The sequence below is a fragment of the Parashewanella sp. 2210YD4-3 genome (assembly GCF_056591735.1).
The window spans coordinates 154,317-172,277 of record NZ_JBWQOG010000003.1; the positions used below are offsets into that span (position 1 = coordinate 154,317).

At 38.5% G+C, this 17,961-nt stretch carries 18 protein-coding genes, 1 tRNA gene and 1 pseudogene; 17 read left to right on the forward strand and 3 right to left on the reverse strand.

Annotated elements, in window-relative coordinates:
- The first annotated feature begins 33 nt into the window (after positions 1–33).
- The 11 genes and pseudogenes from AC1EU0_RS05900 to AC1EU0_RS05950 all read left to right on the forward strand — a co-directional run bounded on the left by AC1EU0_RS05900 (position 34) and on the right by AC1EU0_RS05950 (position 11,010).
- A complete protein-coding gene (locus tag AC1EU0_RS05900) occupies positions 34–1,881 on the forward strand; it encodes an AsmA family protein (RefSeq protein ID WP_480301159.1) in 1,848 nt (615 codons plus the stop codon).
- A gap of 375 nt (positions 1,882–2,256) precedes the next feature.
- Positions 2,257–3,351: pseudogene (gene coxB, locus AC1EU0_RS05905) on the forward strand (cytochrome c oxidase subunit II); the annotation flags it as partial.
- Between the two features lie 45 nt (positions 3,352–3,396).
- Positions 3,397–4,986 carry a cytochrome c oxidase subunit I gene (ctaD, locus tag AC1EU0_RS05910; protein ID WP_480301560.1) on the forward strand — a complete coding sequence of 530 codons (1,590 nt, stop codon included), beginning with the start codon at positions 3,397–3,399 and terminating at the stop codon, positions 4,984–4,986.
- Positions 4,986–5,570, forward strand: a complete 585-nt coding sequence (locus AC1EU0_RS05915) for a cytochrome c oxidase assembly protein (RefSeq protein WP_480301161.1) — start codon at positions 4,986–4,988, stop codon at positions 5,568–5,570. Before ctaD ends, AC1EU0_RS05915 begins: the two co-directional genes overlap by 1 nt.
- A 12-nt stretch (positions 5,571–5,582) precedes the next feature.
- A complete protein-coding gene (locus tag AC1EU0_RS05920) occupies positions 5,583–6,455 on the forward strand; it encodes a cytochrome c oxidase subunit 3 (RefSeq protein ID WP_480301163.1) in 873 nt (290 codons plus the stop codon).
- Between the two features lie 7 nt (positions 6,456–6,462).
- Positions 6,463–7,230, forward strand: a complete 768-nt coding sequence (locus tag AC1EU0_RS05925; RefSeq protein WP_480301165.1) for an SURF1 family protein — start codon at positions 6,463–6,465, stop codon at positions 7,228–7,230.
- Positions 7,223–7,744: a hypothetical protein gene (locus AC1EU0_RS05930; RefSeq protein WP_480301166.1), complete on the forward strand. Its 522-nt coding sequence runs from the start codon at positions 7,223–7,225 to the stop codon at positions 7,742–7,744. The genes AC1EU0_RS05925 and AC1EU0_RS05930 overlap by 8 nt, the downstream gene beginning before the upstream one ends.
- A complete protein-coding gene (locus AC1EU0_RS05935) occupies positions 7,744–8,721 on the forward strand; it encodes a COX15/CtaA family protein (protein WP_480301168.1) in 978 nt (325 codons plus the stop codon). The genes AC1EU0_RS05930 and AC1EU0_RS05935 overlap by 1 nt, the downstream gene beginning before the upstream one ends.
- A 2-nt stretch (positions 8,722–8,723) precedes the next feature.
- Positions 8,724–9,620 carry a heme o synthase gene (gene cyoE, locus AC1EU0_RS05940; RefSeq protein ID WP_480301170.1) on the forward strand — a complete coding sequence of 299 codons (897 nt, stop codon included), beginning with the start codon at positions 8,724–8,726 and terminating at the stop codon, positions 9,618–9,620.
- 10 nt (positions 9,621–9,630) lie between these two features.
- Positions 9,631–10,257, forward strand: a complete 627-nt coding sequence (locus AC1EU0_RS05945; RefSeq protein WP_480301172.1) for an SCO family protein — start codon at positions 9,631–9,633, stop codon at positions 10,255–10,257.
- A 162-nt stretch (positions 10,258–10,419) separates the two neighbouring features.
- Positions 10,420–11,010 (forward strand): hypothetical protein, encoded by a 591-nt coding sequence (locus tag AC1EU0_RS05950; protein ID WP_480301174.1) that lies wholly within the window; start codon positions 10,420–10,422, stop codon positions 11,008–11,010.
- Between the two features lie 88 nt (positions 11,011–11,098).
- Here AC1EU0_RS05950 and exaC read toward each other — a convergent pair whose 3' ends face one another.
- Positions 11,099–12,619: an acetaldehyde dehydrogenase ExaC gene (exaC, locus tag AC1EU0_RS05955; RefSeq protein ID WP_480301176.1), complete on the reverse strand. Its 1,521-nt coding sequence runs from the start codon at positions 12,617–12,619 to the stop codon at positions 11,099–11,101.
- A gap of 127 nt (positions 12,620–12,746) precedes the next feature.
- Here exaC and AC1EU0_RS05960 point away from each other — a divergent pair, with 127 nt between their 5' ends.
- Positions 12,747–13,655 carry a helix-turn-helix domain-containing protein gene (locus AC1EU0_RS05960; RefSeq protein ID WP_480301178.1) on the forward strand — a complete coding sequence of 303 codons (909 nt, stop codon included), beginning with the start codon at positions 12,747–12,749 and terminating at the stop codon, positions 13,653–13,655.
- A 24-nt stretch (positions 13,656–13,679) separates the two neighbouring features.
- Positions 13,680–14,159: a GNAT family N-acetyltransferase gene (locus tag AC1EU0_RS05965; RefSeq protein ID WP_480301179.1), complete on the forward strand. Its 480-nt coding sequence runs from the start codon at positions 13,680–13,682 to the stop codon at positions 14,157–14,159.
- An 18-nt stretch (positions 14,160–14,177) separates the two neighbouring features.
- Here the strand turns inward: AC1EU0_RS05965 and AC1EU0_RS05970 are convergent.
- A tRNA-Val gene (locus tag AC1EU0_RS05970) sits at positions 14,178–14,254 on the reverse strand.
- Positions 14,255–14,502: 248 nt separating this feature from the next.
- Here AC1EU0_RS05970 and AC1EU0_RS05975 point away from each other — a divergent pair.
- The 4 genes from AC1EU0_RS05975 to AC1EU0_RS05990 are packed head-to-tail and all read left to right on the forward strand — an operon-like array spanning position 14,503 to position 16,763.
- A complete protein-coding gene (locus tag AC1EU0_RS05975; RefSeq protein ID WP_480301181.1) occupies positions 14,503–15,237 on the forward strand; it encodes a DUF1538 family protein in 735 nt (244 codons plus the stop codon).
- Complete coding sequence (locus AC1EU0_RS05980; protein ID WP_480301182.1) at positions 15,234–16,022, forward strand: DUF1538 domain-containing protein; 789 nt, start codon at positions 15,234–15,236, stop codon at positions 16,020–16,022. The genes AC1EU0_RS05975 and AC1EU0_RS05980 overlap by 4 nt, the downstream gene beginning before the upstream one ends.
- Positions 16,012–16,365, forward strand: a complete 354-nt coding sequence (locus AC1EU0_RS05985) for a P-II family nitrogen regulator (protein WP_480301183.1) — start codon at positions 16,012–16,014, stop codon at positions 16,363–16,365. Before AC1EU0_RS05980 ends, AC1EU0_RS05985 begins: the two co-directional genes overlap by 11 nt.
- Positions 16,362–16,763 (forward strand): CBS domain-containing protein, encoded by a 402-nt coding sequence (locus AC1EU0_RS05990; protein WP_480301184.1) that lies wholly within the window; start codon positions 16,362–16,364, stop codon positions 16,761–16,763. Before AC1EU0_RS05985 ends, AC1EU0_RS05990 begins: the two co-directional genes overlap by 4 nt.
- Positions 16,764–16,822: 59 nt before the next feature.
- Here the strand turns inward: AC1EU0_RS05990 and AC1EU0_RS05995 are convergent, their stop codons facing one another.
- Complete coding sequence (locus tag AC1EU0_RS05995; RefSeq protein WP_480301186.1) at positions 16,823–17,824, reverse strand: ankyrin repeat domain-containing protein; 1,002 nt, start codon at positions 17,822–17,824, stop codon at positions 16,823–16,825.
- Positions 17,825–17,961: the final 137 nt, after the last annotated feature.

The window sequence follows — 17,961 nt, forward strand, 5'->3', positions numbered from 1 at the left end:
ATACAATAGGTAAACTTTTCTTATGGGACTTTGATGATGAAATTGATAAAAGGACTGGCACTTAGTATTGCCGTTATCACAACTACATTTGTTTTATATCTCACGCTTTTCTTTGACATTAACCAGTTAAAGCCGCAGATCACAGCTTCGATTGAAGAGTCTACAGGCTACAAGGCAAATATTAATGGTGACTTAGGTTGGACACTTTTTCCTTCGGTTGGTGTTGAGGTTAATGGGTTAACCGTTGATAACCCGAATGGTTATAGTAAACAAGAATTGATGAAGATTGATCATGTCGTAGCGGAAGTTGCCTTGATCCCTTTGTTATCAAAAGATATTGAAGTTAAAACCGTTCAATTCAAAGATATGACTCTAAATCTGTTAACTGACAAGAACGGTCGCTCAAATTTATATAAGCTACAAGCTAAAGGAAAGGCTACTGAACCTGATGCCCAAGTAGAAAAGCCTAAACAGGATTCAGGAGCCAAAATCACACTGGGTTCAGTTAAGATTGCTGGGGTAGATATAGATAACATTGTTATCTATCAGCACAATGCACAAACCAATACAGAGCAAACACTTAAATTAGAGTATTTTAGGCTCGATAAATTTAGTTTGAACTCTGATTCTAAATTCAAATTAAAGGCAGAGATTAAACAACCAGAGTTGAGTGCTGAAATTAACGGTAGTGGTGTAATTAATGTTGCTTCAAATTTTAAGTCCATAAGCCTTAAGAGTTTCGAAACTAAATTTGATGGTGAAGGCACACAATTACCAAATGGAAGTATCTCATCTGTCGTTAAATTGGGAGCGAACGTAGATTTAGCCAAGCAAATTGCTAAAGCGGACATTAACCAGATAAAAGTAAATGACATTGTTGGAAGTGGAAATATTCAAGCTAGTTATGGCTTACGCGTTCCTAGAGTCGATATCAATTTTGATTTAGGTGATGTTGATTTAACGCCATATCTGCCAAAAAATTCTGCTAAATCTCAAGCAAGCAGCAAAGAACAACAAACTTCGGTTGAGACGGCTACTAGCGAAGAAGAGCCTAACCTTACAGCATTAAGTTTAATAAACGGTAGTGTGAAGGTTACTGTTAAGAGTGTAAAAGCTAAAAAAATCCATGCAAATAACTTGAAATTACTGGCTAACATTTCAAATTCGGTCCTAACGGTCAAAGACATCTCTAGTGATCTCTATCAAGGAAAGCTACAAGCTAAAGCGCGATTAGATGCCAGAAAGCCTATAGCTACATATAACTTCACAGCAAATTTGTCTAACTTCCAATTCCAGCCTTTATTAAGTGATGCATTGGACAGTGAAGTGATTTCTGGTGAAACAAATTTATCTATTTCTGGTAGCGGCAACGGTTTGTCGCCTGCAGCTATAAAGCAAAAAATGGCGGCTAAAGGTATGTTTGCTGTAACTGATGGGGCCTACCACGGGATGGATATTGGCAAAATGCTTTCGAATTTTGAAAGTCAGTTGAAAGGAGGCGCAGCACCAGAAGAAACTCAGGTTGATAAGACATTGTTTTCTAAATTAGGTACTGAATTTACGCTTAGCAAAGGAGTGGTTCAGATAAGTAATACTTCTTTGTCGTCCCCTGATTTGCAGGTTAAAGGAAATGGCACTGCAAACATTTTAACGGATAATCTTGATTATAAACTCAGTGTTAACGTCAGGGCTAGTGAAAGCAACAAGTCTGGCTTGAACCAATTAAGGGGTAAGGATATACCGTTCTTGGTTTCTGGCAGCTTATCAGATCCGAAATTTAGATTGGACACCGAAGCTGTACTCAAGCAACAGCTGGATAAAGAGAAAGATAAGCTTAAAGATAAAATTAAAAAGAAACTGTTTGGAAAGTTTGGATTCTAATTTCGTAAGCTAAGATATATAACGCCCTGTAAAAGCAGGGCTTTTTTATACCTTTTTATAAAGTTATTTATTATACAGCTTTACTTAGTTTTTACAGTCTATTGACCATCATTAATCCTGATTAATAAAAGGATTTTCTTTTAGCAAGTTAGAGTCATCTCAAGTAATCTCTCCCATCATTTGATGCTTTTTAACCATTAAATGTCAAAATCAACATTGCAGGATGAAAAGGTGATAACTGCCTTAATATCTTCCATAAATGCAGTGACATGATACTCAAAAATATAAAGGATATAGTCTACAGGAGTGTATAAACCGTCCAGCAGCATAAGTAATTACTTTAGGAGTCGTTGGGTGTACTCAAAAATAAAAAGGTTGTTAACTTTAGTTGGCTTGCTTTTATTTCCAGCTTTTGTGGAAGCGGCACAACTTAATATGACTAAAGGTGTTACTGGCATAAGTCATGACATCTACCATCTGCACATGACTATCTTCTACATTTGTTGTGGGATAGGTGTAGGTGTATTTGGCGCAATGATCTATGCCATGCTCATGCATCGAAAGTCACGTGGGCACTCGGCTGCAAATTTTCATGAAAGCACCAAGGTCGAGCTAGCATGGACCATCATTCCATTCTTAATTTTGATTGCAATGGCGGTGCCTGCGACAGGCACTTTGATACGAATGGATGATACTAAAGATGCAGCACTTACGGTTAAGATCACTGGTTCGCAATGGAAGTGGCATTATGACTACTTCAACAAAAATGTTGGCTTCTATAGCATTTTAAAAACCTCGCAAAAACAGATAGATAATCAACAGACAAAAGATGCTCACTATTTGCTTGAAGTAGATAAGCCCCTTGTTTTACCTATACATCGCAAAATACGCTTTTTAATCACCTCTGAAGATGTAATTCATTCTTGGTTTGTGCCCGACTTTGCCATACAAAAAGATGCCAACCCTGGTTTTATTAACGAAGCTTGGACACGCATTGACAAACCGGGCACATATCGGGGTCAGTGTGCTCAGCTTTGTGGAAAAGGGCACGGTTTTATGCCGATTGTAGTTAAAGCTGTATCGGGTAAAGAGTTTGACAATTGGTTGGTTAAACAACAACAGGCCAAGTTGATAGCGGCTAAATCCGCACAAGCATCATTATCTAAGACACTCTCGAAACAAGAATTAATGAGACAAGGGCAGAGTGTTTATTTAGCACATTGCGCTGTATGCCATCAGCCCAATGGAATGGGGTTACAAGGAGTATTTCCTGCACTCAAGGGGAGTAAAACGGCAACTGGACCTGTGCTAAATCATATCCACACCGTTAAATTCGGTCGCCCGGGAACAGCAATGCAGGCGTTTGGAAAGCAGTTAAGCGATGAAGAAATTGCCGCTGCTATAACATATGAACGTAACTCTTGGGGAAATAACATGGGTGATGCTGTACAAGCCTCCGATGTTCATAAGGTGAAGCAATAAGGACAATCCATGACAACAGCAATGAATCCAGAAATGTCTAGCACCATCAACTCTACTAGTCATGAGCACGATAATCATCACAAACCACCCAAAGGTATTACACGGTGGTTAAAAACCACAAATCATAAAGACATAGGCACTTTATATCTATGGTTTAGCTTTATCATGTTTTTAATCGGTGGCTGTATGGCCATGCTAATACGGGTTGAGCTGTTCGAGCCAGGCAAGGTCATTCTTGAACCAAACTTATTTAATCAAATGACAACGGTACATGGCCTTATCATGGTATTTGGCGCAGTAATGCCAGCTTTTACAGGTTTAGCCAATTGGATGATACCAATGATGATTGGTGCGCCTGATATGGCATTGCCTCGTATGAATAACTGGAGTTTTTGGATACTGCCTTTCGCATTCAGCATCTTGATCAGTACTCTATTTATGCCCGGTGGTGGCCCCAATTTCGGATGGACATTTTACGCACCTTTATCCACTCATTACAGCAGTAATACTACCGCTTTATTTGTATTTTCTATTCACATTATGGGGATCAGTTCAATCATGGGCGCGATGAACGTTATCGTGACTATTTTTAACTTGAGAGCCCCTTGCATGAAGTGGATGAAACTGCCACTTTTCGTTTGGACTTGGCTTATAACTGCATTTTTATTGATAGCTGTAATGCCTGTTTTAGCTGGTGTTGTAACTATGGTGCTTACTGATAAGTATTTTGGTACCAGTTTTTTTGATGCAGCAGGTGGTGGTGATCCAGTGATGTTTCAACACATCTTCTGGTTCTTCGGACACCCCGAAGTTTATATAATGATATTGCCTGCTTTTGGCATCATTTCGTCGATTATCCCCGCATTTAGTCGAAAAAAGTTGTTTGGCTACTCTTCTATGGTTTATGCGACTGGAAGTATTGCTCTGTTGTCATTCATCGTATGGGGTCATCATATGTTTACTACAGGCATGCCATTGTTTTCAGAGTTGTTTTTTATGTATTGCACCATGATTATTGCCGTTCCCACTGGTGTAAAAGTATTTAATTGGGTAGCTACTATGTGGCGAGGGTCATTATCATTTGAGCCACCTATGTTATTCGCGATTGCCTTTGTAATTTTGTTCACAATTGGTGGTTTTTCCGGTCTAATGCTGGCGATCACTCCAGCTGATTTTCAGTACCACAATACCTATTTTGTTGTTGCACATTTCCATTATGTATTAGTGACAGGTGCCGTGTTTGCCATTATGGCTGCTGCTTATTACTGGTTGCCGAAATGGACAGGGCATATGTATAGCTTCACGCTAGCCAAATGGCATTTTTGGTGTTCTGTGATTTCAGTCAATGTTTTATTTTTTCCTATGCACTTTCTTGGTCTAGCCGGTATGCCTAGGAGGATTCCTGATTATGCCTTGCAGTTTGCAAACTTAAATAAAGTGGTGTCTCTAGGTGGATTTGCCTTTGGTATGTCACAACTATTGTTCTTAGCGTTAGTTATTAAGTGTATTCGAGGAGGAGAGCAAGCTGCAGCTAAGCCTTGGGACGGTGCTGAGGGTTTGGAATGGACCCTACCAAGCCCACCACCTTATCACTCATTTACAACACCACCAGAGGTTGAGTAATGAGCCATAAGCCCAACACCAAGAATAAAAGGCTGATGATCTATTTGGTCTTTGGATGTCTCGGTATGTTCGGATTCGGCTTTGCACTTGTTCCCTTATATAACGTGATGTGCAAGCAACTTGGAATTAATGGCCACTCTTCAAATCTGCCTGAGAAGTACAAAAAAGAGTTGGTGGTTGATAAAAGTCGTAATATCAAAGTTGAATTTGTGACTCAAATTCATCCCGGCTTGCCCTATGATTTTGGTGCAATTACTAAAGAGGTGACTGTTCACCCTGGTGAACTAGCACACGCTCAGTTCTATGCACGAAATAACTCAGATCACTTGATGGTCTCGCAAGCGATCCCTTCTATCTCTCCGGGGCAAGGAACGTTATATTTTCATAAAACGGAATGTTTTTGCTTTACTCAGCAGCCTTTGAAAGCTCAAACCAAAGCTAATTTACCTGTAGTGTTTTTTATTGATCCAGCATTACCTAAAGACATACATACCATTACCTTGTCTTACACCTTATACGATGTTACCAAAGCTGTATTATCGACACACCCTGAAGTAGCCCAGCAAGTAGAAAGCCAATCATAAGTGGAGAATCTCATGAGCACTTACGCAAAATATTACGTACCTGAACAAAGCTTGTGGCCAATTGTAGGGGCGATAGGTCTTTTTTGGATTGCCTTTGGTGCAGGTAATTTTGTTATGGAGCTTGATAAAGGAGAGCCTACTCATGGCCTTTACTTATTACTAGCTGGGATTGCTACGATTCTCTTTATGATAGTAGGGTGGTTTAGGCATATTATCTCTGAGTCAATGTCAGGGCTTTATTCAAAACAGATGGATATTTCTTTTCGCCAAGGGATGAGCTGGTTTATCTTTTCAGAAGTCATGTTTTTTGCAGTATTTTTTGGCGCGCTGTTTTTTGTAAGGGTTTTTTCCGTTCCATGGTTAGGTGGACATGGTGGCGGGGTTACGCATCAAGTTTTGTGGCCACACTTTGAGGCGCATTGGCCGTTAACCCTTACTCCCAAAGGAGATAAAACGCAAGCAATGCCTTGGCTAGGAGTGCCTTTAGTCAATACCATTATATTACTGACTTCTTCAGTGACCTTACATTTTGCTCATGTCAGTCTGGAAAAAAACAATCGTCGAATTTTGGCATTATGCTTAGGAATAACCATTCTTCTCGGCATGAGTTTCTTGTTTTTCCAAGCTAGCGAATATTATCACGCCTATACCGAAATTGGATTGACGCTCAAATCAGGGGTTTATGGCAATACGTTTTTTATGCTCACTGGATTTCATGGTTTGCATGTCACTTTGGGTACAATTTTTTTAATTGTTCTATTTTGTCGGGTTTTGAAAGGGCATTTTACTCCTAAAAAGCACTTCGCGTTTCAGGCGGGTAGCTGGTATTGGCATTTCGTTGATGTCGTTTGGTTATGTTTATTTGTATTTGTATATGTACTATAGGATGCAAATGTCATCAGATAACTTGAGCAGACACTCTCCACTAAGCAGTAAACAAATCATTGGTTTTATAATGTTTAGTGGGTTATTTTTGTTATTGATAAAGCTTGGCTTCTGGCAGTTACAAAGGGGCGAACAAAATCATAGATTGGAAAATAACTTCCGTTCTAATAGCCAACATCAATTGAGTTTTGCGCAGATAAGCCAAAATCAAACTCCTTCAAAGCTCACTGGCTTCAAAACTAAACTAACGCTGCGGTCTGTCTCAAAGCCACTTATATATTTAGATAATCAAATACTTGGTGATAAAGTCGGATATGAAATATATCAAGTAATGCAGTACAAAAAAGATCAGCCATGGTTATTGGTTGATTTAGGATTCATAGGTGCCTTTGCTAATAGATATCATTTACCTGCAATTAACCCAATTATTCATAGTATCCACATAAGTGGCACCTTATATCACACAGCTTTGAATCCATTCAGTCATCAACTCTTACCAGAAATCGGTGAGCAAGTTCGAATTCAAAATTTAAACTACCAACAACTTAGTCGTTTTCTTGGGCATCCAATATTATCTATAGCGCTGCAAGCTAACCAGCCGTTTGTTAGCACTGATGGTAGGGTATTAAAAAAAAGACAACACAAATTAGCTATGCCGTCTTTTAAAAATTATGGGTACGCGGTGCAGTGGTTTGCCATGGCTACAACCTTGGCTGTAATTGGTTTATTTAGCTGTTTAAGAAGGAGTAAAGTAGGTGATAACACGCTTGAATAATCAGCAAGTATTGTTGTGTCTGCTGCTGGTGTTTTTAGCCCCGGTAGTTATGGGCAAACTTTTCCTACACATGCACTGGTATCGGACTGGAGCAACTAATTTAGGTGATTTACTACCGCAAAACCTGAGCTATCAATCCCTTAATATTGATAACCCCAATCCCCATAAATGGCAGGTGCTGTATCGTCTACCTAGAGTGTGTTCAAATTTATGCCAACAACAATTATTTGTATTGCATCAAAGTATTGTTGCTTTGGGTAAAGAACAATCAAGGGTTATTCCAGAGCTTGTCTCGAATGTTCGACAGCCTGCAAAGAAATTCGATAAAACTCATTTCTTAATGAATTCAAAGGCTTTCGATGCATTGACGAATAAGTTATTTGTGATTGTTGATCCCCTTGGAAAGTGGGTAATGAGTTATCCAAAGGTTACGAATGAAAAAGGCAGTATAGAGCAAACGCGCCACCTTTTGAGCGATATGCATACGTTGCTTAAATTATCGAGGGTGGGCTGATGAAATCAAAGCTACTCTTAGGCGGCGCCATCTTACTTGCATTTACAGTAATTTTAATGGGAGCTTACACCCGTTTGTCTAATGCTGGTTTGAGTTGTCCTGATTGGCCTAAGTGTTATGGTCATTTTACAGTTCCAACTCAGCAACAACTTCAACAAAACCCTCAAAGTATATTTCATGGAGATGTGGTTCAACCTAACAAAGCATGGCTGGAAATGATTCACCGTTATCTTGCTGGTAGCTTAGGATTGTTGATCATATGTATTTTAATTCAATCAATACGCACCAAACTGACTCCAAAATATTTGGCAATGGGGCTAATCGGTATTGTTGTATTTCAAGCTGCATTAGGAATGTGGACAGTAACGATGAAGCTAATGCCAATAGTCGTGATGACACACTTATTGGGTGGTTATTGCATAATTTCGTTGCTGTGGTTGATATATCTTAATTACATAAATACAACGACAACACCTTACTCTTACTCCAATAGCATAAAGTGTCATGCAGCAATTGGGTTGGTAGCGCTTTTAGTTCAAATCATGCTCGGAGGCTGGACTTCTACTAACTATGCAGCTTTAGCCTGTACAACTTTACCAATTTGTCAGGGTAATTGGAGTAGCCATTTAGACTTTGTTCAAGCATTTTCCCCTTGGCAAGGTCTACACCAAAGTTACGAATATGGAGTATTAGACATGAATGCGAGGATGACAATTCATGTCTGCCACCGTGTATGGGCAATGATTACCAGTCTTATTTTAGCTACGTTAGCATTTCGTTTGTTGGCTAAGGGGAAGTTCGCTGTTCAGCGGAGTAGTTATTGGCTGGTAGGATTACTTTGCTTACAAGTCAGCTTAGGTATCTCGAATGTATTATTCCAATTGCCCATAGGCATTGCAGTTTCGCATAATGCTGGCGCTTTATTATTACTTCTTTGCTTAATTTATATCAATTTTCATTTATGGAGAAAGGGTTAATTATGAATAGAGCCGTGATGATCAACTCTTTTTCATCGATCCCTTTTAGATGGAAAGATTACTTAGAGCTTACCAAGCCGAAAGTCGTTGCTCTTATGTTGCTAACTGTAGTGGTTGGCATGTGTTTATCTACAACTGGAACACTACCTATTGATAATGTCATTTATGGGTTGCTTGGGATCGGAATGATGTCAGGTTCTGCGGCAGCAATTAATCATGTTATTGATCGAGAAGCAGATGCCAAAATGCAACGTACCTATACTCGTCCAGTTGCTCAACATCGAGTGAGTGTATTGAAAGCAAGCCTATTTGCAATTGTACTCGGTGCAACGGGGTTTACTGTTTTATTTCATGTTGTAAATCCACTCACCGCATGGCTAACCCTATCGAGTTTATTTGGATATGCAGTGGTGTATACCTTGTACTTAAAGAGAGCCACTTCGCAGAATATTGTGATTGGTGGTTTGGCTGGAGCAATGCCTCCCTTGCTGGGTTGGACTGCCATTACTGGCGAATTTAGTAGTAACGCGTTGTTATTAGTAATGATCATATTTCTATGGACACCACCTCATTTTTGGGCGTTAGCCATAGCTAAAAAAGAGGAGTATGCACAAGCTGAAATCCCTGTATTATCAGTGACTCACGGGGTTGAATACACCAAAACATCGATTCTACTTTATACCTTACTTTTGGGCTTAGCCTGTTTATTTCCTGCTGTTGTTGGTATGTCGGGAACCATATACTTAGTTGGAGCAATTTTTCTTAGTTCTTTATTCTTTATTCAAGCATGGCGATTGAAATTTAATGCTTCAAAAATATCAGCCATGTCGGTATTTAGGTTCTCGATCTATCACTTAATGTTGTTATTTATGATCTTATTGTTAGACCACTATTTATAGGAGTTAGATTATGAAATCTAGGTCATTGATATTTTGCTGCTTGTTTCTTAGTGCTGTTATTGGAGGTGGTGCTGCTTATTATCAGCAACAGCGACCCTTAAAACTGGTTACAACCACTGAATACCCAACAAAAACGCCTGTTATTCCATTTCATCTAACTGATCAATTCAAAAAGCCTTTCACCAATAAAAATTTAGAGGGTAAATGGACATTATTTTTTGTAGGCTATACATCTTGCCCAGATATCTGTCCAACGGCTATGACAAAATTGGCTGCTGCATACCCGAAACTGAAAAAAGACCATCCATTTCAGATTGTCTTTGTTTCCGTTGACCCACAGCGTGATAGTTTTCAAAAATTGAAAGAATATACTGGTTTTTTTAATAAAGACTTTGTTGCCGTAACTGGTAGTCAATCTCAACTACTACCACTTACTCGAAATTTAGGCATGGCTTATTCCAAAGTAGGAGAAGGCAAAGGTTATTTAATCAGTCACAGTGCAACCATGACGCTTGTATCGCCCAATGGGTTGAAAGTAGGAATTGTTAAGCCAGAAGTGGTGCCCGGAAGAATACCTCAAATAAGAAATAAAGACATGGAAGCGGATGTTTTGAAATTGATGGGAAGGTACAGCTAGCAGAGAAATATTTCAAAACTGCTGATTTTAGAAGTTATCGTTCTAAACCTGTTTTAGTTCAACTTATTAGAGGTTTGGATTGAGCTAAATTGATTAAGTAGATATAGATGTTAAAATTTAACTTGTTTATGGATGAATGTATAAATGAGTTTTTAAGAAAAGATGAGTAGAGTTAGAAATGACAATCTCTATCAAACAGGCAAAATGTTTGTAGAGATCAATCCTGATAAGGTAATCAAAACCTTTTTACCGCAAAGGGACAGTCTTAAGCGTTTTAAGCGAGAACTATTTGCTCTTAAGCAACTTGCCGATGTTGATCAAGTTCCTCACTTAATTAATATAAATCAAGATAAAATGCGCTTGGAGATGACGCGACTACCAGGCAAGAATCCAACATTTTTATCACAGTCTCATTTACGTCAATTACAAGTGATTGTTGCCGAACTTTTTTCTCATGGTATTGCTAGACATGCCTTACCAATAAGGGACTTACTGGTAGATCAAAATGGTAAACTCTATATGGTAGACTTTGAACGAATCACAATCTGTCGCTTTAAATTTTCCCCTATATGGTTAATTGCTAAAGCAGTTACCCATTCTCATCTATTACGGTTAATCTGGAAGTATCAACCGCAGATGTTAACCAAAATACAAAAGATGGAAGTGTTTTCATTTTTGGGGATTAGGCGCCTATTTCGCTTTATTAAAGCTCCAATCAATATGCTCAAGAGAACACTTACTAAGGCTAAGTAACCCATTCATGTGCATACAGATGGTTTCAATTTTGAACCTTAATCAAGCAGATAAAAAATGAAACCATCAAATATTAAGCTATCTCAGTTTAGAAAAACCCTAGTGGATTAACATCATAGCTAACTAATAAGTTTTTAGTTTGCTGATAATGCTCAAGTGCCATTTTGTGAGTTTCTCTACCTACACCTGATTTTTTGTAGCCTCCGAATGCAGCATGAGCAGGATACATGTGATAACAGTTCGTCCAGATACGTCCTGCTTCAATTTTACGCCCCATTCGATAAGCAAGATTCATGTCGCGTGTCCATACACCAGCTCCCAACCCAAATTCAGAGCTGTTGGCTAGTTCGATCACTTCTTTTTCATCTTTAAAAGTGGAAAGTGAAATTACAGGACCAAAAATTTCCTCTTGGAAGATACGCATCTCGTTTGTACCTTTAAGAAGAGTAGGTTTGATATAAAACCCATTACTATGCTCACTCTCTAAAGACTCTGCTTCACCACCCAATAAGACTTCGGCACCTTCTTCACGTCCAATTTTTATGTAGCCCATGATCTTATCGAACTGTTCTTGAGAAGCTTGAGCACCAACCATTGTTTCTGTATCTAATGGATTTCCACGTTTAATCGCATTTGAGCGCTCAATGACTTTTTCGATAAATTTAGAGTAAATATCTTCGTGAACAAATAAGCGTGAAGGGCAGGTACAAACTTCACCTTGGTTGAAATACGCTAAAACCACGCCTTCAATACATTTACTTAAATATTCATCTTCTTGATCCATGACATCTTTAAAGAAGATGTTTGGTGACTTTCCTCCAAGTTCGACTGTTGAAGGAATAATATTTTCAGCTGCACACTTTAGGATATGTGAGCCAACAGGCGTTGAACCAGTAAAAGCTATTTTTGCTATACGTGTGCTGGTGGCTAGTGCTTGACCGGCTTCTTCACCATAACCGTTTACTATATTTAATACCCCGGCAGGAAGTAAATCTTCGATTAGTTCCATCAATACTAGAATTGATGCTGGAGTTTGTTCGGCAGGCTTTAATACCACACAATTACCAGCAGCAAGTGCAGGACCTAACTTCCAAGCGGCCATCAGAATAGGGAAATTCCATGGAATAATTTGACCAACCACACCTAAAGGTTCATGGAAATGATACGAAACTGTCTTTTCATCAATTTCTCCGATGGATCCTTCTTGGGCACGTAAACAACCTGCAAAGTAACGAAAATGGTCAACGGCTAGTGGAATGTCAGCTGCCAATGTTTCTCGCACAGCTTTGCCATTGTCCCAAGTTTCTGCAACGGCCAAGTATTCAATATTTTGCTCGATACGATCTGCGATTTTCAACAGCAGGTTTGATCGTTCTGTTACTGATGTTGTGCCCCACGACTCTTTAGCTTTATGGGCTGCATCTAAAGCAAGTTCTATATCTTTTGCATTTGATCGGGGAATTTCGCAGAAAGGTTTACCATTGACAGGGCTTATATTCTCGAAATATTTACCGTCACGAGGCTCAACCCACTGTCCGCCAATAAAGTTCTGATATCGTGGTTTAAAGTCTACAACCGATCCATCGGTGTTAGGTGCAGAGTAAATCATAAGAAGTCCTTTAAGTTGTATTTATGTGTTTTTCTTATTAACGTAATGTGACTTGAAGGGATTAACTTTGCTGAAAGTTCAAAAAAATTGACTCTCAGTACAATGTGGAAGCGTTAGGAAAGGGATTATGATTAGTGAAAAACTAATGGAATTGCGCAACAACCCCAAAGTTCTTGTTGAAAATAAACTTAGCTTCGCAGCACCTGATTCAGAGTTAAGCATCTATGATACTTTTGAAAAAGCTGAGAAGATTCCACTAAAATCAGATCAGTTACTTTTTTGCGGCATGATTTCAGGTAAAAAGATCATGCATGACTGTAACAGTAACTACCAAAGCCCTTTTCTTCCTAATGAATCTTTTGTCATCGCACCTAATCATCAAATAGAAATTGACTTCCCTGAAGCCACGAAATCATCCCCAACAACTTGTCTTGCTATTGAGCTTTCAATTGAACGCATTAATACAGTGGTTGAACAGCTTGAGCAGTTTAATCCTCTCGATAAAGAGTATGGGGATTGGTGTTACAGAACAGATTTGATACATACACGTCATACATCATCGACACAAAGTCTACTCAATCGCATTGTTCAGGTTTATGTCGAAAGTCACCAAGATCGCAACTATATGATTGACTTAGCAACAAACGAGCTAACCGTTAGGCTGCTTCGAGAGCAAACTAGAAATTTTATTCTAGGTCATTGCTCGACTTTTCCAGATGCTAACGGGTTGAATGCGTCACTAAATTACATTGTAAAAAATCTTGAATCGCAATTAAATATTGAACATCTGTGTAAATTGGCCTGTATGAGTAGAACTAAATTTTTCCAACAATTCAAAAGTCATTTTGGTTGTACTCCTGTTGCATTTCAAATGCAATTAAGGCTAAAAAAAGCAGCGGATTTGATCAAAAAGGGCAACAAGATTACTACAGCTTGTTATGAGTCAGGTTTTTCGAATACTAGTCATTTCAGTCGCTGTTTTAAAAGTTTTTTTGCTGTTTGCCCTAGAACCTACCAAGCACAGTGTAATTGCTGAAAATATTAATGAAATGAGGTAACCATGAAAATCACTTATTTAGCCGAACACCCAAATAAACTCAAAACAGTAGCTAAATGGTATTACGATGAATGGGGAAAAAATGGAGACTGTTTTTCATACGAGTTTATCTATGATTTAGGGCTAAATAGAGTTCATAACAAAGGGCAACTTCCATTTTCTTTTATTGCATTAGACAAAGATGAGCTTGTCGGTGTACTCGAAATTAAACACAGAGAGAATAAACATCATCCTGAGTATAAGCATTGGATAGGTGGGGTTTATGTTTGCCCGAAAAATAGAGGTAAGGGTTATGCCAGTAAACTTATTTCAAAAGCAATTGAATTTGCCAAGGAACAGGAGATTAAAACGCTTCATCTGCAATGTGATGATCATAATATCGAACTCTATCAAAAGCATGGTTTTACAAAGCTTCATTCATCTGAGCATTTCGGAGACAAAGTAACTGTCATGCGAAAGAATATTGAAAAATCAAATAAATGACTAGAAGAAGTTAGTAAATGGTACAACCGAGTGGATTCGAACCACCGACCCCCACCATGTCAAGGTGGTGCTCTAACCAACTGAGCTACGGTTGTATTTTGAAAATTGGCTGCTGTATTCAGCGGCCTCAATATTAAATCCTGCTTTACCCAATCGCAAGACTAAATTACATCAAGTGTGTTCATTTGATTGTTTTACAATCAGTTTGATCAATCGTGATATTTATCGCATCAGAATGGTGTTTAGATGTGATCTAAATCAATAAGTGCTACAGGGTTCCATTGGTATCATTGTACTATTGACTATACCGAACAGTAGTTTAAAAGGAATAAAAGGAGTATCAGTGGAAGCTTTTCGCAAGCTATTAACTTCGCTTATAGGGAGTGTTCGGGATCTTATCCCCATCATTCTTGTTGTAACTTTCTTCGAGGTTTTCGTTTTAAAGCAAACCCCTGACGATATGATAACCATTCTGATTGGCTTAGGTTTTATCGTTTTTGGTTTAACTTTCTTTATTTTTGGTCTCGAATTAGGGTTGTTCCCAATTGGTGAGTCTTTAGCGCAAGCCTTAGCCAAAAAGGGCAGTACCTTTTGGTTAGTTATATTTTCATTTGCTTTAGGTTTTGGAACGACCATTGCCGAACCCGCTTTAACAGCTGTTGCCAGTGAAGCGGCAGATGTCGCAGCGAAAGCAAATGCTATTGCAAATTCCGAGGCTGCTAAGGCTAGTTATGCATTAGGGTTGAGAATTACCGTTGCAGTGTCAGTAGGTATCGCAATATTGTTGGGTGTAATCCGTATTTTGAAAGGGTGGCCAATTCACTATTTAATTATAGGTGGCTATATCCTCGTGATGTTATTAACCAGCGTTGCGCCTGAAAGCATAATAGGTATTGCCTATGATAGTGGAGGTGTTACCACTTCAACGATCACTGTACCTCTCGTAACCGCACTTGGTGTGGGGTTAGCTAGTGTTATTAAAGGCCGCAATCCCATGCTAGATGGTTTTGGTTTGATTGCATTTGCGAGTTTAACTCCGATGATATTTGTTCTTTGTTATGGGATGGTAGTGCTATGAGCCAAATTTTATTGTCTCTTTGGGATACCTTTTTATTAACTTTACGTGACGTAGTGCCTATAGCTGCAATCTTATTTGGTTTTCAATTAGGTGTGCTAAGACGCCCGATTGCTAATCCAAGGAAAGTTATTGCTGGCTTTGCTTATGTTATCGTTGGCTTATCATTGTTTCTTGTCGGCCTAGAAAAAGCGTTATTCCCTATTGGGGATATGATGGCAACCCAACTGACTTCAAAAGAGTTTATCGGTGCTGTAGATCATAATGTGATTGTTTGGTCAGATTATTATTGGGTCTACATTTTTGCATTTGCGATTGGATTTAGTACAACCGTTGCAGAGCCATCGCTTATTGCTGTTGCCATAAAAGCCAACGAAGTTTCTGGTGGCGCTATTGGCGTTCAAGGCCTTAGGTTTTCTGTAGCACTTGGTGTAGCAATCGGTATCAGTTTAGGCTGCTACAGAATTGTTGTTGGTGATCCCATCCAATATTACATTCTTGCAGGGTATGTCATTGTAGTTATTCAAACTTTTTTCGCACCTAAGATGATTGTGCCTCTGGCATATGATTCTGGTGGTGTTACAACTTCAACTGTTACTGTTCCATTAGTTGCTGCGTTAGGTTTAGGTTTAGCGACTAATGTTCCTGGCCGAGATCCATTAATAGATGGATTCGGATTAATCGCGTTTGCTAGTTTGTTTCCGATGATCAGTGTAATGAGTTACGCGCAGATTGTGGAATATATGAATTCAAAGAAAATGAAAAAGGAGTCACTCGATGCGCTTTAAACTTATCATTGCATTTGTAGATGATCATTGTACAGATTCTATTATGGATGCAGCTCGTAAAGCTGGAGCTACTGGTGCAACAGTTATCAATCATGCTCGTGGTGAAGGACTTGTTCAAAAGAAAACTTTTATGGGGCTGACCTTAGAAGTTCAACGAGACGTGTTGTTATTTTTGGTAGAAGAGCATAGAAGTAGACATATTCTAGAGACAATTAATAAAGTGGGTAAGTTTGATACTGATTCAGGTCAAGGCATAGCTATACAAATTGATGTTGAAGATGCAGTCGGCGTTGCTCATCAGGTTGAAGAATTGACTAAGGAATTAGGAGATCAATTAGTATGAATGGTGAACTTGTAACCAATAAATCTGTAATGACACAAAACTTCGCGATGGTCGATGGTTTACTGACAGTCTCTGAAGCAATTGAAATTGCTATGGCGAACAAAGTTGAAGTCTTGCTAGTCAATAAGCGTCACGAAAATGATGAATACGGCATGATATTGATGAGTGATATTGCTAAAAAAGTGGTAGCAAGAGACAAGTCTGCAGATCGTGTCAATGTTTATGAAATTATGACTAAGCCAGTACTATCCGTCAGATCTGAAATGGATATTCGTTATACCGCTCGTTTGTTTGAAAGTGTTGGAATTACACGAGCTCCTGTAATTGAAAACCAAGAAATTTTAGGTTTAATCACTTATAACGATATCGTTTTTAAAGGTATGCTAAATAAAAATTAGCTCCATCTCGTGAGTAATATTTAATGGAGATGATCAAGCTGAAAATCTTGATCATCTTTTTAGTTTTCAGCGCCAACAAGCTGCCAACCTTGGCTTACTCCATGTTTATCTAGCATAGATTTAATATCTTGATTAGTGCCAGTAGTTACATAATTATGGGGCGTTTTCCCTTTAAAATCTCTAACTTCCAGATCTCCACCAGCATCAATTAAAGCTTCAAAAGCTGCTTTGTCATTAAAAATTACCGCATAATGTAGCGGAGTTTGATTTAGTGCATCTCTACCGTTAGCATTAATATTTAATTCAACAATAAGGTAATTGATTATTTCCTTCGTAGTAGAGCGTGTCTGACCCACTGTTAAATGCAGTAAAGTTCGATTATTTGTATCTCGACAGTAGGGATTTGCTCCGTGTCGAACTAACAGTTTAATAAAGTTTATATCAGCATGATAGCATGCAATTTGTATGGAGGTTAATTTACTCAAATTGTCTGATAAACCACTGAAATTAACGTCAGCACCATTGATGAGCAAAAGTTTAGTCGGCTCATAGCAATTATGAGTACACAGGTATTGAAGTGGTGTTAGATGAAGAAATGACGTAAACGGTTTCATAACTTCTACACTATGCCCTGCATCTAGAAATGCCTTTAGCTGTTGTAGTGAGCTTGAACAATAGCCACATTCAGCTAGTTCAACGTCTTGTTTACTATTAAAGTTTTGTAAAAAACTCCAAATTATGCCGCTGGAATTAATTTTCTTTGTGATGTAGTTACGAGCCCTTTTTTGTTCACTTGTTTCAGGGTTTAAATGTGATGTTCTAAAGAAATAAAAGATAGTATCTCTAGGTAGTTTGAATTCCCATTGGGTGTAGCACTTATTACTGGTTGTGTAGTTATATGTATAACTTTGCGTTGCACCATCAACAAGTAATGAGATAGTTACTTGAGCTTGTTTTACTCTAGTGAGTTGTGATATTTGATCGCATGTTACCTTTACTACTTCTTCAGAGTTTTGGTAATCATATGAAAACAGAAGTTGTGGTAAAACGCTTGTTATCATTGATTCACAACAGAATAGCTGCAATAAAGTTTAAGATTACTCCAATCTTATGAAGCCAAATAGCTTTTATAAATAGAATTTAATGAGTTGAACTTAAGCACTTCAAATTAATAACAAAAAAGCACCTCAAACAGAGG

Coding starts and splice junctions, on each gene's coding strand:
- AC1EU0_RS05990 (WP_480301184.1), top strand. CDS start 16,362: ATGAATGGTGAACTTGTAACCAATAAATCTGTAATGACACAAAACTTC.
- AC1EU0_RS05980 (WP_480301182.1), top strand. CDS start 15,234: ATGAGCCAAATTTTATTGTCTCTTTGGGATACCTTTTTATTAACTTTA.
- AC1EU0_RS05960 (WP_480301178.1), top strand. CDS start 12,747: ATGATTAGTGAAAAACTAATGGAATTGCGCAACAACCCCAAAGTTCTT.
- cyoE (WP_480301170.1), top strand. CDS start 8,724: ATGAATAGAGCCGTGATGATCAACTCTTTTTCATCGATCCCTTTTAGA.
- AC1EU0_RS05900 (WP_480301159.1), top strand. CDS start 34: ATGATGAAATTGATAAAAGGACTGGCACTTAGTATTGCCGTTATCACA.
- AC1EU0_RS05965 (WP_480301179.1), top strand. CDS start 13,680: ATGAAAATCACTTATTTAGCCGAACACCCAAATAAACTCAAAACAGTA.
- AC1EU0_RS05935 (WP_480301168.1), top strand. CDS start 7,744: ATGAAATCAAAGCTACTCTTAGGCGGCGCCATCTTACTTGCATTTACA.
- ctaD (WP_480301560.1), top strand. CDS start 3,397: ATGTCTAGCACCATCAACTCTACTAGTCATGAGCACGATAATCATCAC.
- exaC (WP_480301176.1), bottom strand. CDS start 12,619: ATGATTTACTCTGCACCTAACACCGATGGATCGGTTGTAGACTTTAAA.
- AC1EU0_RS05945 (WP_480301172.1), top strand. CDS start 9,631: ATGAAATCTAGGTCATTGATATTTTGCTGCTTGTTTCTTAGTGCTGTT.
- AC1EU0_RS05985 (WP_480301183.1), top strand. CDS start 16,012: ATGCGCTTTAAACTTATCATTGCATTTGTAGATGATCATTGTACAGAT.
- AC1EU0_RS05925 (WP_480301165.1), top strand. CDS start 6,463: ATGTCATCAGATAACTTGAGCAGACACTCTCCACTAAGCAGTAAACAA.
- AC1EU0_RS05915 (WP_480301161.1), top strand. CDS start 4,986: ATGAGCCATAAGCCCAACACCAAGAATAAAAGGCTGATGATCTATTTG.
- AC1EU0_RS05995 (WP_480301186.1), bottom strand. CDS start 17,824: ATGATAACAAGCGTTTTACCACAACTTCTGTTTTCATATGATTACCAA.
- AC1EU0_RS05920 (WP_480301163.1), top strand. CDS start 5,583: ATGAGCACTTACGCAAAATATTACGTACCTGAACAAAGCTTGTGGCCA.
- AC1EU0_RS05950 (WP_480301174.1), top strand. CDS start 10,420: ATGAGTAGAGTTAGAAATGACAATCTCTATCAAACAGGCAAAATGTTT.